We start from the raw sequence: 15,338 nt of genomic DNA on the forward strand, positions 1-15,338 counted from the left end.
ACGCGTTCAGGACGCGGGCACGCGGGCCCGCCTGACTCCGATCATGGATGTTACTGGCCAGTAACGGGACGGCGGACCGCGGGGACGGTGACGCGGCTCACCGTGACCCCTGCCACTCCCCCGTCGCCGCAAACCTCCGCAACGTCTCGGCGTGCGGCGTGAGGTCCAGCCCCTGCCCGGCCACCCAGTCGTCGGAGTAGTAGGTGTGGGCGTAGCGCTCGCCGCCGTCGCAGAGCAGCGTCACCACCGACCCACTGCGGCCACCGGCCACCATCTCCGCAACCACCTGGAGCGCCCCCCACAGGTTCGTGCCGGTCGATCCGCCGGCCCGCCGTCCGGTTGTTCGCTCGAGCTCGCGCATGGCGGCCAGGGAGGCGGCGTCCGGGACACAGATCATCCGGTCGACGATCGTCGGCACGAACGAGGGCTCGACCCGCGGCCGGCCGATGCCCTCGATGCGGGAGGAGCGGCCGGTCGTCGTGCCCGGGTCGCCGTCCCGCCACCCGGGGAAGAACGACGACCCCTCGGGGTCGACGACGGCCAGCCGGGTGGGCAGCCGCCGGTAGCGGAGGTACCGGCCGATCGTGGCGCTCGTGCCGCCGGTGCCCGCCCCGACGACGACCCACTCGGGGACCGGGTGCTGCTCGAGGGCCAGTTGCTCGAAGATCGACTCGGCGATGTTGTTGTTGCCCCGCCAGTCGGTGGCCCGCTCGGCATACGTGAACTGATCGAGGTAGTGGCCACCGGTCTGCGCGGCGATCCGACGCGCCTCGTCGTAGACACTGCCGGCATCGGTCACGAGATGGCAGCGCCCCCCGTGGAACTCGATCAGCTCGATCTTCTCGGGGCTCGTGGTCGCCGGCATGACGGCCACGAAGGGCAGCCCGAGCATGCGGGCGAAGTAGGCCTCGCTCACCGCCGTCGACCCGCTGGAGGCCTCCACCACGGTGCTGCCCTCGGTGATCTGTCCCGAGCACAGCCCGTAGAGGAACAGCGAGCGCGCCAGCCGGTGCTTCAGGCTGCCGGTGGGGTGGGTCGACTCGTCCTTGAGGTAGAGCTCGACCCCCCACTCGGGCGGCAGCGGATAGCGCAGGAGATGCGTGTCGGCGCTGCGCCGGGCGTCGGCCTCCACCGCGGCGACCGCGCGGTCGACCCACGCCCGGCCGACGGGGTCGGACCGGTCGACATCGGTCACGATGGCTCCGGCGGCGCCACGAGCACCGGGCGCTCGGCGGGCCGCACGGCGACGCTGGTGCCCGGGGTGAGGGCGCCGCTGTCGGCGCTGGGCAGGTCGACCCGCACCTCGGTGCCGTCCGGCAGCGCGACCAGCACGCGGGTCGAGGCCCCGGAGAACGTGCGCGTGACCACCTGGGCGGACCCGGCCGGGTCCGCGGTCACCAGCAGCGCCTCGGGGCGGACCAGCGCCACGACGACGCCGTCCGGCAGACCGGCGCCCGCCACCGGCCGGCTCGTGCCCAGCAGCTGCACCTGGCCCCCCGACAGCCGGGCGGGCACCCGGTTCATCGTGCCGACGAACTCGGCGACGAACGCGGTCGCGGGCCGCTCGTACAGCTCGTCGGGGCTGGCCACCTGCTCCAGCCGGCCGGCCCGGAGCACGCCCACCCGGTCGGCCACCGACAGCGCCTCGGCCTGGTCGTGGGTGACGAAGACGGTGGTGATGCCGAGCTCGAGCTGGATGCGGCGGATCTCCTCGCGCAGCTGCACGCGGACCTGCGCGTCCAGCGCCGACAGCGGCTCGTCGAGCAGCAGCACCTGCGGCGCGACCGCCAGGGCGCGAGCCAGCGCCACCCGCTGTTGCTGGCCGCCGGAGAGCTGGTGCGGATACCGGTCGCCGCGGTCGGCCAGGCCGACGAGCTCGAGCAGCTCGGCGGCCCGGTCGCCGCGCTCGGACTTCGGCCGCCGGCGCACCTGCAGCCCGAAGGCGACGTTGTCGGCCACGGTGAGGTTCGGGAAGAGGCTGTACGCCTGGAACACCATGCCCATGTCGCGCTTGTTCGCGGGCACGTCGGTGATGTCCCGGCCGTCGAGCAGCACCCGCCCGCCGTCCGGCCGGTCGAAGCCGGCGATCGCCCGCAGCGCCGTCGTCTTCCCGCAGCCCGACGGGCCGAGCAGCGCGAGGAACTCGCCGCCGGCGATGTCGAGGTCCAGGCCGTCGAGGGCCACCACCGAGCCGTAGCGGCGGGTCAGGCCGTCCAGCCGGATCGGCACGCCGGGGCGCGCCCGAAGGTCGGCGGGGCCGGCGGCCCGGGCGGACACGGCGGTCATGAGGTCTCCTTCGTGCCGCGCCGGCGGTCCAGCGCGGAGATGAGCAGCAGCAGCACCCAGGTCACCAGCAGGGAGAGCACCGAGACCGCCACCGACAGCTGCGGCTGCGAGCCGGAGACGCGGACGATCCACGTCGGGAAGGTCTCGAAGCCCAGGATCGCGGCGATCGTGTACTCCCCCAGCACCAGGGCCAAGGTCAGGAACGAGGCGTTCAGCACCGACGTCCGCAGCACCGGCAGGACGACGGAGACGAGCACCCGCGGCCACGAGGCCCCGAGGTTGCGGCCGGCCTCGGTCAGGGTCTTCAGGTCCGCGCCGCGCACGCCCGCGTCCAGCGCCCGGTACACGAACGGCATCGCGAGGACGACGTAGACCAGGACGAGGATCCAGGGCAGCTCGGGCTTCTGGAGGGCGAAGAACGCGTCGGCCAGCGGCGTGTTGAGGAAGTAGTCCGGCGCCCACGACAGCACGCTGCGGACGCCGACGACCAGCGCGATCGGCGGCAGTACCAGCGGCATGAGGGTGAGCAGCTCGACCGTGGTCCGCAGCCGCGACAGCCGCAGCTCGATGAGCACCACGGTCGGCACCATCAGCAGCAGCACGATGACCACCGTCAGGCCGGCCAGGGCCAGCGACCGGGTGAACGCCGCGGCGAAGCCCTCCGACCCGGGGATCTCGGCGTAGTGCTGGAGGGTCACTCCGCCGCGGCCGCGGTCGCGCACGGTGAACACGACCGAGGCCGCGATCGGGATCAGGAAGTACAGGCCGAGCACGACGAGGACGACGAACCGCCAGGCCCCCGTTCCCCGGCGCGCGGCGCGGACCGGCGTCTCCGGCGCGACGCTGCCCGCGCCGGCGACCCCCTCGGCCAGTGCTGTCACGACAGCCACCGCTGGGTGCGCCGCTGGATCCAGGCGTAGAACGCCATGACGATGCCGATCAGCAGGATCATGCCCAGCGCGAGGGCCTTGCCCAGGCTGTCCGACCCGACCGTGACGTTGCTCGAGAGCGCGTTGGCGATCTGCAGGGTGACCAGCGGGAGGCTGCTGCCGACCAGGGCCTTCGCCGTGGCGTAGGCCGCGAACGCCGATGCGAAGAGCAGCATCGTGGCGCCGATGACGGGCGGCGCGAGCACCGGACCGCCCACATAGCGCCAGTACTGCCAGCCACTGGCGCCGAGGTTGTCGGCGGCCTCGCGCCACTGCGGTCGCAAGGCCTCCAGCGCCGGGGTGATGGTCAGGACCATGAGCGGGATGAGGAAGTACAGGTAGACCAGGGCCAGTCCGGTCATCGAGTAGAGGCTGAACCCGCCCAGCCCGACGCCCAGGTCGTCGCGCAGCAGCAGGGTGAGCACCCCGGAGTTGGCGCCGATGGTGGCGAGGAAGGCGAAGGCGAGCGGGATCCCGCCGAAGTTCGCCAGCACACCCGACGCGGTCAGGACCAACCGCCGGAGCAGCCGCCCGCGGCGGGCGCGCAGGATCGCGACCGCCAGCGCCAGCCCCAGGACGGCACCAATCACAGCGGTGACCAGCGAGAGCTGCAGGCTGCCCAGGTAGGCCCGCCGGTACGGCCCCTCGGTCACCGCCACGATCGACGCGGTCGACCAGGACTCCTCGAAGGTGGTCTGGTCGGTGGACCGGAACGCCTCGACGGCGAGCACCCCGATGGGCAGGAGCAGGAAGACCGCGACGTACGAGAAGAAGGGCAGCGCGCCGAGGTAGGTCAGCGCGCGGCCGCGCCGGCCCCGTCCACGGGATGGGGCCGGCGCGTCCGTGGTGGCGACGTCCGTACTCAGCCGGAGATCTCCGCGTTCCACCGCTTGGTGACGACGTCCTTCGCGGCACTCTGCTGCTTGTCGTCCGGGAAGTCGACCTTGCCGTTCACCTCCGGCAGAGCCTTGAGCGCGGCCTCGTCGGCCTTTCCGGACTTCTGCATCGCGTCCAGCCGGACGGGCCGGGACAGGCCCTTGAGCCAGATGTTCTGACCCTCGTCGCTGAAGAGGAACTCCTCCCACAGGCGTGCGGCGGCCGGGTGCGGGGCGAACTTGCTGATCGCCTGGCTGTAGTAGCTGCCGAACACGCCGTCGGTGGGCACGTTGACCTGCCAGTCGATCCCGGCGCTCTTGAGGGTGCTGACGAGACCGGCGTTGACGTAGTCCCAGTCGATGGCCAGCGGGGTCTCACCGCTCTGCACCGTGGCCGGAGTGACCTCGACCGGGTTGAAGTTGCCGGCGTCCTTGACCTTCTTGAAGAAGTCGATGCCGGGACCGATGTCGTCGAGGCTGCCGCCGTTGGACAGCGCCGCCGCCCACACGCCGCTGAACGCCGCCGCGGCCTGGGTCGGGTTGCCGTTCAGCGCGACCTGGCCCTTGTACTGCGGGTCGAGCAGGTCCTTCATCGACGTGGGGCACTTCTTGATGACGCTGGTGTTGCAGCCGATGGAGATGAAGCCGCCGTAGTCGTTGAACCAGAGGCCCTTCGGGTCCTTCTGGTTGTCCGGGATGTCGCCCCAGGTCGCGACCTTGTACGGGGCGAGCAGCTTCTGGGCCGCCGCCTGCTTGGCGAAGCTTGTGCCGACGTCGAGGACGTCGGGCGCGCGGTCCTGGCCCTTCTGGCTCGTGACCGCGTCGAGCTCGTCCTGGCTGGAACCGTCCGGGTTGGCGCTGTTGATCTTGATGCCGTACTTGTCTCCGAAGGTCTTCAGCATCTCTTCGTAGTTCGCCCAGCTCGGGGGCAGCGCGATGACGTTGAGCGTGCCCTCGGCCTTGGCGGCCTTGACCAGGGCGTCCATGCCACCCAGGTCAGCCGCCGACGTGGCGGTGGCGGCGTCCTTTCCGCTCCCGCTGCTCGATCCCCCGTCGCTCGACCCGCAAGCGGTGAGGGTGAGTCCCGCCGTCACGACCGCGACCGCGGTGCGCAGGATGGTTCGTCGCACGTGTCCTCCTGTGGTGGTGCCGGGCTGCCCGCGGGCCCCGTTGACCGGCGAGCCGGGCGGCCCCGCGATTGTGGCGGACCGCGCCGCTCGAGGGGCGGTCCTGATACACGAACGTGTCGTTGCCATTGGGCCAACGACCGGGGGAGCTCGGGTCAGCGGCCGGTGAACCGGGCCTTGCCCGGGCCGTTCTCGAGGAAGGAGCTCATGCCGGTCTTCTGGTCCTCGGTGCCGAACATCTCGGCGAACAGCCGGCTCTCCAGGGCCAGCCCCTCGTCGATGGGCAGCTCCAGCCCCTCGTCGATCGCCCGCTTGGCGGCGGCAAGGGCCAGCGGCGGCCCGGCGGCGAACCTCTTCGCCATGGCCACCGAGGTGCTGTACACCTCGTCGTCCGGGACGACGGCGTCGGCCATGCCGATCTCCAGCGCCTCCTCGGCGCCCACGTGCCGGCCGGTGAAGATGATGTCCTTGGCCCTCGCGGGGCCCACCAGGCGGGAGAGCCGCTGCGTGCCGCCGGCGCCCGGGATGACGCCGAGCAGGATCTCCGGCTGGCCGACCTTGGCCGACGCCCCGAGCACCCGGAAGTCCGCGCACAGCGCCAGCTCGTAGCCGCCGCCGAGCGCGTAGCCGGTGATCGCGGCGATGACCGGCTTCGGGATCCGGGCGACCGCGGTGAAGGAGTTCGTGAGCTCACGTCCCCAGGCGGTCATGCCCGTCGCGTCGAGCTGCGACATCGCCTTGATGTCGGCGCCGGCCGCGAAGACGCGCTCGCCGCCGTAGAGGACGACGGCGCGGACGTCGGCCCGGTCCGAGGCCTCCATCGCAGCGGCGCGCACCTCCAGGTGCAGCTGCTCGTCGATCGCGTTCATCTTCGGCCGGTCGAGGCGGATGGTGCCGACGCCGTCCTCCACCTGCAGGGTCACGAATTCCGGATCAGCCATGCGGGCACCCTAGAAGGACCCCCTTCTCCCCGCCCCTCGCGGGCTCGCGGCGGGCCCCTGAAGGGGGCCTCTCAAGCTTTTCGTCTGGCGGTGAAGCGACCGTTCGTGCGGGAGAGCGACAGCGACAGCCCGAACGTCTCCGACAGCGCGGCCTCTGTCAGGACGTCGTCCGCCGGCCCGGAGGTGACCACCTCGCCGTCGCGCAGCAGCAGCGCGTGCGTGTAGCCCGGCGGGATCTCCTCCACGTGGTGCGTGACGAGCACCTGGGCCGGCGCGTAGTGGTACTTCGCCAGGTCCGACAGGCGCGCGACCAGGTCCTCCCGACCGCCGAGGTCCAGGCCGGCGCCGGGCTCGTCGAGCAGGAGCAGCTCGGGGTCGGGCATGAGCGCGCGGGCGATCTGGGTCCGCTTCCGCTCGCCCTCGCTGAGCGTGCCGAACGGGCGGTGCGCGAACTGGGCCACGCCCCACTGCTCCATCAGCATCCCGGCCCGGGTCAGGTCGTGGACGTCGTACTGCTCGCGCCAGCGGCCGACGACGGCGTACCCGGCCGACACCACGATGTCGCCGGTCGTCTCCGACGGCTGGATGCGCTGGGCGAGCGCGGCGCTGGTCAACCCGATCCGCGGTCGCAGCTCGAACACGTCGACCGCGCCGAGCGTCTCGCCCAACAGCCGCACCTCGCCCCGGGTGGGATGCATCAGCGCGGCGGCCAGCTGCAGCAGCGTCGTCTTGCCGGCGCCGTTGGGACCGAGGATCACCCACCGGTGATCGGCCTCCACGGCCCAGTCGACGCCGCGCAGGAGGTGGGTCTCCCCCCGCACGACGTCGACACCGGACATCCCGACGACCGCCCCGAGAGCGGTTGAGCTCGACACGCCCCCATCCAACCAACCCGCGCGCGGCGCCATGCACACCCACGCGGACTGGCACCATGCAGCGGGTGGACGAACGCCTCACCGTCGAGGTCCTGCCCGGCCGGCCGGCACCGCTCGGTGCCCTCTGGGACGGCACGGGCACCAACTTCGCCCTGTGGTCGGCGGGCGCCCACGCGGTGGACCTCTGCCTGTTCGACCCCGACGGGACCGAGCACCGGCACCGCCTCGAGGAGACGACCCACCAGGTCTGGCACGGCCGACTGCCCGGCGTCGGCCCCGGTCAGCGGTACGGCTACCGGGTGCACGGCCCCTACGAGCCGATCGGCGGCCACCGCTACAACCCGGAGAAACTCCTGCTGGACCCCTACACGCGGGCCGTCGACGGCGGCGTGACGCTGGACCCGTCGCTGTTCGGCTACGCCGACGGCGCGGTGGACACCCCGCAGGCCGACCGGCAGGACTCCGCGCCGCACGTGCCGCGCGGTGTGGTCGTGCACGACCCGTTCCCCTGGGACGGCGACCGGCCGCTGCACACGTCGTGGTCGGACACCGTGATCTACGAGGTGCACGTGAAGGGCGCGACCGCCCGGCACCCGGAGGTGCCGCCGCAGCTGCGCGGCACCTATGCGGGCCTGGCGCACCCGGCGTTCGTCGAGCACCTGCAGGCCCTCGGCGTCACCGCCGTCGAGCTGCTGCCGGTGCACCACTTCGTCAGCGAGCCGCACCTCATGCGCCGCGGACTGACCAACTACTGGGGCTACAACACCCTCGGCTACTTCGCCCCGCACGCGGCGTACAGCTCGTCCGGCAGCGGCGGCGGGCAGGTGACCGAGTTCAAGACGATGGTCAAGCAACTGCACACCGCCGGGATCGAGGTGATCCTTGACGTCGTCTACAACCACACCGCGGAGGGCGACCACACCGGTCCGACCCTGTCGTTCAAGGGCATCGACAACGTCGGCTACTACCGGCTCGACGGCGGCAACCGGGCGCGGTACACCGACTACACCGGGTGCGGGAACAGCCTCGACGTCCGGCAGCCGGCCGTGCTGGCGCTGCTCATGGACTCGCTGCGCTACTGGGTCACCGAGATGCACGTCGACGGTTTCCGCTTCGACCTCGCCTCGGCCCTGGCCCGCTCGATGCACGACGTCGACCGGCTGTCGGCGTTCTTCGACGTCGTCCACCAGGACCCGGTGGTGAGCAACGTGAAGCTCATCGCCGAGCCGTGGGACGTCGGGCCCGGCGGCTACCAGGTGGGCAACTTCCCGCCGCCGTGGACGGAGTGGAACGGCAAGTACCGCGACACGGTCCGCGACGTGTGGTCCGGCGCGCACGTCGGCGTCCGCGATCTGGCCTACCGGCTGACCGGCTCGTCGGACCTCTACCGCTCCGACGGCCGCCGTCCGTTCGCCAGCATCAACTTCGTCACCGCCCATGACGGGTTCACGATGGCCGACCTGGTGACCTACGAGCAGAAGCGGAACGAGGCCAACGGCGAGGACAACCGGGACGGCGAGAGCCACAACCGCAACTGGAACTGCGGCGTGGAGGGGCCGAGCACCGACCCCGAGGTGACGGCGCTGCGGGCGCGGCAGGTGCGCAACCACCTGGCCACCCTGCTGCTGTCGACCGGCGTCCCGATGCTGACCGCCGGCGACGAACTCGGCCGCACCCAGCAGGGCAACAACAACGCCTACTGCCAGGACAACGAGATCTCCTGGATCGACTGGAAGGAAGTCGACGACGACCTGCACGCGTTCGTCGCCCGGCTGGTGCGGGTGCGCCGATCCTCCCCCGTGCTGCGCCAGGAGGCCTTCTTCGAGGGGCACGAGATCGCCGGCGCCGGGGGCACCCGCGACCTCGCCTGGTTCGCGCCCGACGGCGGGCAGCTGTCCACCGCCGACTGGTTCGACTCGGGCCTGCAGACGCTCGGCATGTACCTCGACGGCCGCGGGATCCGGCACCGCGACGAACACGGTCGGCCGGTGGTCGACGACAGCTACGTCGTCCAGCTGCACGCGGGCCCCGATCCGGTGACCGTCAGGCTGCCCGGGCCGCCGTGGGCCGACGGCTACGAGTTGGTCCTGTCGACCGAGTACGCGACCGGCGAGCCGCCGGAGACCACGATCGTCGCCCCCGGCGTCGTCGAGGTTCCTGGCCGCACCGTGTGGCTCCTGAGGGTGCTCCGCCGCCCCTGACCGGGCGGCGTCGGCGAGTGTCGGGTTGTCGTCGTCTCCGTGCCCCCGAGACGACAGCAAGCCGACACTCGCCGCGGGCTTGACCTCTTGGGCGTCCACATCCAGGTTGGCGCTCACCCGATCGGGCTCGGCACCCTGCGGGGCGAACCACTCCTCGTCCTCGACTCCGGCCGCCCCTGACCCGGTGGCGCCGCCGAGAATCGGCAGCGCTGAACCAGTGAGGCCCAGAACCTGTGCGGTTCCGGGCCTCAGTGGTTCAGCGCTCGGTCGGCTCAGTCCTGGGGCTGCTCGAAGGTGATGACGGTCCAGCCGAGGAGCAGGCGGTCGCCGTCGGAGAGCGGGTGCGCGACGCCGGGCTCGAGCTGGGTCCACTCGGTGGCCTCCGGCCCGGCGACGTGCGTGCCGTTGAGCGAGCCCAGGTCGACCAGCGACACCTCGCGCCCCGACCGCTGCAGGGCCGCGTGCGCCGAGGACAGGACGTTCTGCGTGTCGGCGATCGGGACGGCACGGGCCGACCCGCTCTGCACCAGCTCGTGGTTGTCCGGACGACGACCCAGCACGAGGTCCTCGTCGACGGTCACGACCATGCCGTCGTCGAAGCGCAGCACGGGTGCCGCGGACTGCTCGGGCCGCCAGAAGGCGGTCTGCTCGCCGGACTCGACCGCCGAGCTGGGCGTGTGGCTCGCACCTGCCGAGGCGAAGCCGCCCGAGGACGCCCCGAGGGACGGCCCGGACGTCACCGGAGGCACGGCCGAGGCGCCCGAGGCGGCGGCACGGGTCAGCTGCAGCATCGCGCCGGAGCCGGGCACCGTCCCCTCCACGAGGTCGTAGGCCACACCGGGCGGCATCTGCGGCGCCGCCTGGCCGGGGCCGACGTACAGCGTCTGGCCCAGCGGAAAGCCGGAGGCGAGCGTGCAGCCCTCCACCGACGACCCGCTGACGGGCACGCCGTCCACGGCCGGCTGGCCCTTGCCCGACCACAGGGCGGTGCCGGTGCCGGCGCCCCCCGACGTGTCGGCGAGCACGAGCGCGAAGGAGGCGGTCCCGTGGGCGAGGGAGCTCACCTGGCCGGCGACGGCGGACAGCACACGGTCGGCTCCCGGACCCGACACACCCAGGCAGGCGTGCAGGGCCGCCACGAGGGCGGGCGAGCCGGGTGCGTCGACCCAGAGCAGTCCGCCGCCGCGGCGAGCGATGACGGAGTCTCCGGGGAGGACTTCACAGCGGTCAGGCATAGCCTCCAGCCTAGTGATCGCTACGCCGTCTGGCTGCCCCGGGAATACCGCCACGCCGGGCCATCAGTACGTCACAGGGGGTCGATGTGACCCACGTTATTGAAGTTTCACGAGCGTCGATCTCACGCACTCGCGACCACTCCCAGTTCCGCAGGGTCGGCCATGCGCGCGGAGTGCGGGAGCACGCGCACGGTGTAACCGAATGCGCCGGTGCGCTCCAGCGGAACGGTGGCCGTGAACCAGTGCCGGGAACCCTCGGTGTGCTCGTGCTCCATCGGCACGCTCGTCACCTCGTGCAGCCCATCGGCGTCGTCGACCCGGCCGTAGGCCGCCTGCACCTCGACGTCGGAGGGCTCCACGCCGGGCAGCTCGACCTCGGCGCGCAGCGCCAGCGTCGACCCGATCTCCGGGGTGTCGCCGGCGCCCGTCGCCTCCACGTGGGCGACGCGGACCGACGGCCAGTTGTGCAGCATGTGCGCCCGCCACCCGGCCTCCTCACGCGCCGGGCGGTAGCCGTCTGCCGCCATGACCCGGGCCGAGCCCGCGGCGGGCACGTACAGCGCCTGGACGTAGTCGCGCACCATGCGGGTGGCGAGCACCTTCGGGCCGGTCTCGCGCAGCGTGTGCCGCACCATCTCGACCCAGCGGGCGGGCACGCCGTCCCGCCCGGTCTCGTAGAACCGCGGCAGCACCTGGTTGCTGAGCAACTCGTAGATCGCCCGCGCCTCCACCTCGTCACGCCGCTCGGCGTCCTGGACGCCGTCCGCCGTCGGGATCGCCCAGCCGTTCTGCCCGTCGAACCACTCGTCCCACCAGCCGTCGCGGATGGAGAGGTTCAGTCCGCCGTTGAGCGCGGCCTTCATGCCCGAGGTGCCGCAGGCCTCCAGCGGGCGCAGCGGGTTGTTCAGCCAGACGTCGCAACCCCAGTACAGGTAGCGGGCCATGCCGATGTCGTAACCGGGGAGGAAGGCGATGCGGTGCCGGATCTCCGGGTCGTCGGCGAAGGCCACCATCTCCTGGATGAGCTTCTTGCCGCCGTCGTCGGCCGGGTGGCTCTTGCCGGCGATGATCAGCTGGATCGGGCGCTCGGGGTCCAGCAGCAGCGCCTTGAGCCGCTCCGGGTCGCGCAGCATCAGGGTCAGCCGCTTGTAGGACGGCACGCGCCGGGCGAACCCGATCGTGAGGACGTCGGGGTCGAAGGCCTTCGCCGTCCAGCCCACCTCGGCCTCGGTGGCTCCGCGCGAGAGCGCCGTCTCACGGATGCGGCGGCGGACCTCCTCGACCAGCCGGGTCCGCAGCGTCCGGCGGATGCTCCAGAGGTCGGCGGCCTTGATGCTGTCGACGCCGTCGAAGTGGACCGGGCCGTCGACCTCCACCGGATCGCCCTGACTGGTGGTCTGGGTGCCCATCTCGACCAGCTCGCGCGCGGTCCAGGTGGGGGCGTGCACGCCGTTGGTGATCGAGCCGATCGGCACGTCGCTCTCGTCGAAGCCCGGCCACAGGTCGGAGAACATCCCCCGGCTGACGTGGCCGTGCAGCTCGCTCACGCCGTTGGCGCGCTGGCCGAGCCGCAGGCCCATGTGGGCCATGTTGAACTTGCTGGCGTCCTCCTCGGCCCCCAGCGCCAGCAGCTCCTGCAGCGGCACCCCGAAACCGGCGAAGTAGCGCTCGATGAGCGCCTTGGGGAAGCGGTCGATGCCCGCCGGCACCGGGGTGTGGGTGGTGAACACCGTGCCTGCCCGCACCGCCTGGAGCGCGTCGGCGAAGCCGAGCCCGTGCGCCTCCTGCAGCTCGCGGATCCGCTCGATGCCCTGGAACCCGGCGTGGCCCTCGTTCGCGTGGAACACCTCGGGCTGCGGGCGGTCGGTGAGCCGGCACCAGGCGCGCGCGGCCTTCACCCCGCCGATGCCGAGCAGCATCTCCTGCCGCAGGCGGTGGTCCTCGTCGCCGCCGTAGAGCCGGTCGGTGACGCCGCGCTCGGTGGGCGCGTTCTCCTCGATGTCGCTGTCGAGCAGCAGCAGCGGCACCCGGCCGACCTGGGCCCGCCAGACGTGCGCGTGCAGCGTCCGCCCCTCGGGCAGCGGCACGGTGATCACCGTCGCGGAACCGTCGTCCTCGCGCACCAGCTTCACCGGCAGGCCGTGCGGGTCGAGGGACGGGTAGTGCTCCAGCTGCCACCCGTCGGCCGACAGGCTCTGCTCGAAGTAGCCGCCCCGGTAGAGCAGCCCCAGCCCGATCAGCGGCACACCGAGGTCGGAGGCCGCCTTGAGGTGGTCGCCGGCGAGGATGCCCAGGCCGCCGGAGTAGTTGGGCAGGACCTCGGTGACGCCGAACTCCGCGGAGAAGTACGCGATGGTCGCCGGCGCCTCGGCGCCGAGGGACTGGTACCAGCGGGGGGTGGTCAGGTACTCGTTCAGGTCGTCGACGGCGTCCTGCAGCCGGCGGACGAACTTGCGGTCCTTGGCCAGGGCCGCCAGCCGCTCGGCCGACACCTCACCCAGCACCTTGACCGGGTCGCCGGTGCAGCTCTGCCAGAGCGCGGGGTCGAGGGTCTCGAACAGGTCGCGGGTCTCGGGGTGCCATGACCACCGGAGGTTCGTCACGAGCTTGGACAGGGGCATCAGGGGTTCGGGCAGCGCCGCGCGGACGGTGAACCGACGAAGAGCTCGCACCGGTCGAGACTAACGAGAGAACGACTTCCCGCCACGTGGTGAGCCGTTCCGTCACAGCAGCCCCACGGGGCGAGGCAGATGTGACGTGATCGCAGCCGAGGTGCTGGTGGGGCGGGACCTCGATAGCGTTGGGGCGATGACTGGCCGCACTGACCTCCGCCTCGGCATCTCCGATGTCGCCCCCGTCGTGTCCTGCGGGTCGTTCTCGGCCCGCGCCGTGGTCGGTGAACACCTGCCGATCACCGCGACCGTCTTCCGCGAGGGCCACGACGCCGTCGCCGCGGACGTCGTGTGGACCGGACCCGACGGCACGTCCTCCCCGTTCCTCCGCATGGCGAAGCTGCCGCCGGAGCCCGACCGCTGGATCGCCACGGTCGTGCCCGACCGGGAGGGCCTGTGGACCTACCGGGTCGAGGCGTGGAGCGACCCGCTGGCCACCTGGCGGCACGCCGTCGAGGTCAAGGTCGAGGCCGGCCAGGGCGCCGAGGAGCTGGCCAACGACCTCGAGGAGGGGGCCCGGCTGCTCGACCGGGTCGCCAAGGAGGCCGACGGGGACGACCCCGACGAGTGGCGCGAGCGGGTCACCGCCGCGGCCGCCGCGCTCCGCGACACGTCCCAGGAGCTGACCGTCCGGATCGCGCCCGCACTCGCGGCCGGCCTGCAGCGCTACCTGCACGAGCACCCCGTGCGCGACCTGGTCACGCCGAGCCCCGAGTACGAGGTGTGGGTCGACCGCCCCGTGGCGCTGTACGGGTCGTGGTACGAGTTCTTCCCCCGCTCCGAGGGTCCCGTCGTCGGTGGCAAGCCGACCCACGGCACGTTCGCCAACGCCCGGGACCGGCTGCCCGCCGTCGCCGAGATGGGCTTCGACGTCGTCTACCTGCCCCCGATCCACCCGATCGGCACGGTGAACCGCAAGGGCCCCAACACGTCGCAGTTCCCGGGCGGCAACCCGCACGAGATCGGGCCGGACGACGTCGGGTCCCCGTGGGCCATCGGCAGCGCGGAAGGTGGCCACGACGCCGTCCACCCGCAGCTGGGCACGATGGACGACTTCCGGGCCTTCGTCGCCCGCACCCGGGAACTGGGCATGGAGGTGGCGCTGGACTTCGCGCTGCAGGCGGCGCCGGACCACCCGTGGGTCCAGGCCCACCCGGAGTGGTTCACCACCAAGCCCGACGGCACCATCGCCTACGCGGAGAACCCACCGAAGAAGTACCAGGACATCTACCCGGTCAACTTCGACAACGACCCCGAGGGTATCTACGCGGAATGCCTGCGGGTGATCCGCGTGTGGATCGAGGCCGGCGTCAAGATCTTCCGGGTCGACAACCCGCACACCAAGCCGCTGAACTTCTGGCACTGGCTGATCTGGGAGGTCAAGAAGACCGACCCCGACGTGCTTTTCCTCGCCGAGGCGTTCACCCGGCCGGCGATGATGCACCAGCTGGCCCGCATCGGGTTCACCCAGTCCTACACGTACTTCACCTGGCGCACCGAGCGCGGCGAACTCGAGGACTACGGTCGCGAGCTGGCCGCCAACAGCCACTACATGCGGCCGAACTTCTTCGTGAACACCCCGGACATCCTGCACGAGTCGCTGCAGTTCGGCGGCCCGCCGATGTTCAAGATCCGCGCCGTCCTCGCGTCGATGATGAGCCCCACCTGGGGCGTGTACTCCGGCTTCGAGCTGTTCGAGCACGTCGCCGTGAAGCCCGGCAGCGAGGAGTACCTCGACAGCGAGAAGTACTCGCTGCGACCGCGCGACTGGGCCGGCGCGGAGGCCGCGGGCCGCAGTCTCGCCCCCTACCTGCGCCGGCTCAACGAGATCCGGCGGGCCCACCCGGCCCTCCAGCAGTTGCGCACGCTGCACTTCCACGCCGTCGACAACCCGAACCTGATCTGCTTCTCCAAGACCGACCCGGGCTCGCAGGACGCCGTCCTCGTCGTCGTCAACCTGTCCAGCCACAACACCCAGATCGGGACGACGGCGCTGGACCTGCCGGTGTTCGGCCTCGACTGGCACGAACGCTTCGCGGTCACCGACGAGCTCACCGGCGCCTCCTACGACTGGGGACAGTTCAACTACCTGGAGCTGGACCCCTACCGGGAGCCCGCGCACGTCTTCGCGGTCACCCTGCCGCGGCCGGTCCGGTTCCCGCCCCCCGTCTCCTGATCTCTCGTCCTCCTGCCCCAT

The 15,338-nt window shown here is 71.9% G+C and carries 11 protein-coding genes; 2 read left to right on the forward strand and 9 right to left on the reverse strand.

All coding sequences use genetic code 11. The features are described 5' to 3' along the window. Positions 1-97 precede the first annotated feature (97 nt). From cds1 to AC2H4J_RS14325, 7 genes are all read right to left on the reverse strand, one after another. Positions 98-1,195, reverse strand: a complete 1,098-nt coding sequence (cds1, locus tag AC2H4J_RS14295; RefSeq protein ID WP_487465535.1) for an L-cysteine desulfhydrase Cds1 — start codon at positions 1,193-1,195, stop codon at positions 98-100. Next, entirely contained in the window at positions 1,192-2,286 is a 1,095-nt protein-coding gene (locus AC2H4J_RS14300) for an ABC transporter ATP-binding protein (RefSeq protein ID WP_487465536.1), read from the reverse strand. The genes cds1 and AC2H4J_RS14300 overlap by 4 nt, the downstream gene beginning before the upstream one ends. Beyond that, entirely contained in the window at positions 2,283-3,167 is an 885-nt protein-coding gene (locus AC2H4J_RS14305; RefSeq protein WP_487465537.1) for an ABC transporter permease, read from the reverse strand. Before AC2H4J_RS14305 ends, AC2H4J_RS14300 begins: the two co-directional genes overlap by 4 nt. Then, the gene (locus AC2H4J_RS14310) at positions 3,164-4,102 is read right to left on the reverse strand and encodes an ABC transporter permease (protein ID WP_487465538.1); all 939 of its coding nucleotides are present in this window, start codon (positions 4,100-4,102) and stop codon (positions 3,164-3,166) included. The genes AC2H4J_RS14305 and AC2H4J_RS14310 overlap by 4 nt, the downstream gene beginning before the upstream one ends. Then, positions 4,078-5,220 carry an ABC transporter substrate-binding protein gene (locus AC2H4J_RS14315; RefSeq protein ID WP_487465539.1) on the reverse strand — a complete coding sequence of 381 codons (1,143 nt, stop codon included), beginning with the start codon at positions 5,218-5,220 and terminating at the stop codon, positions 4,078-4,080. The genes AC2H4J_RS14310 and AC2H4J_RS14315 overlap by 25 nt, the downstream gene beginning before the upstream one ends. Before the next feature lie 152 nt (positions 5,221-5,372). Further along, positions 5,373-6,158, reverse strand: coding sequence for an enoyl-CoA hydratase/isomerase family protein (locus AC2H4J_RS14320; protein WP_487465540.1), 786 nt, complete (start codon positions 6,156-6,158; stop codon positions 5,373-5,375). Positions 6,159-6,229: 71 nt separating this feature from the next. Then, complete coding sequence (locus AC2H4J_RS14325; protein ID WP_487465541.1) at positions 6,230-7,033, reverse strand: ABC transporter ATP-binding protein; 804 nt, start codon at positions 7,031-7,033, stop codon at positions 6,230-6,232. Between the two features lie 65 nt (positions 7,034-7,098). Between AC2H4J_RS14325 and glgX the strand changes: the two genes are divergently transcribed. Then, positions 7,099-9,234: a glycogen debranching protein GlgX gene (gene glgX / locus AC2H4J_RS14330; protein WP_487465542.1), complete on the forward strand. Its 2,136-nt coding sequence runs from the start codon at positions 7,099-7,101 to the stop codon at positions 9,232-9,234. Positions 9,235-9,506: 272 nt separating this feature from the next. Here glgX and AC2H4J_RS14335 read toward each other — a convergent pair whose 3' ends face one another. After that, positions 9,507-10,469 (reverse strand): FHA domain-containing protein, encoded by a 963-nt coding sequence (locus tag AC2H4J_RS14335; protein WP_487465543.1) that lies wholly within the window; start codon positions 10,467-10,469, stop codon positions 9,507-9,509. A gap of 122 nt (positions 10,470-10,591) precedes the next feature. Beyond that, the gene (gene glgP / locus AC2H4J_RS14340) at positions 10,592-13,141 is read right to left on the reverse strand and encodes an alpha-glucan family phosphorylase (protein WP_487465544.1); all 2,550 of its coding nucleotides are present in this window, start codon (positions 13,139-13,141) and stop codon (positions 10,592-10,594) included. A gap of 136 nt (positions 13,142-13,277) precedes the next feature. Between glgP and AC2H4J_RS14345 the strand changes: the two genes are divergently transcribed. Continuing rightward, the gene (locus AC2H4J_RS14345; protein ID WP_487465545.1) at positions 13,278-15,317 is read left to right on the forward strand and encodes an alpha-1,4-glucan--maltose-1-phosphate maltosyltransferase; all 2,040 of its coding nucleotides are present in this window, start codon (positions 13,278-13,280) and stop codon (positions 15,315-15,317) included. The last annotated feature ends 21 nt before the right edge of the window (positions 15,318-15,338 follow it).

Source organism: Blastococcus sp. OS1-29 (assembly GCF_057628075.1).

What these genes read in the sequence shown, in the direction of transcription:
- AC2H4J_RS14320 (WP_487465540.1), bottom strand. Translation starts at nt 6,158, where the DNA reads ATGGCTGATCCGGAATTCGTGACCCTGCAGGTGGAGGACGGCGTCGGC.
- AC2H4J_RS14300 (WP_487465536.1), bottom strand. Translation starts at nt 2,286, where the DNA reads ATGACCGCCGTGTCCGCCCGGGCCGCCGGCCCCGCCGACCTTCGGGCG.
- AC2H4J_RS14335 (WP_487465543.1), bottom strand. Translation starts at nt 10,469, where the DNA reads ATGCCTGACCGCTGTGAAGTCCTCCCCGGAGACTCCGTCATCGCTCGC.
- AC2H4J_RS14345 (WP_487465545.1), top strand. Translation starts at nt 13,278, where the DNA reads ATGACTGGCCGCACTGACCTCCGCCTCGGCATCTCCGATGTCGCCCCC.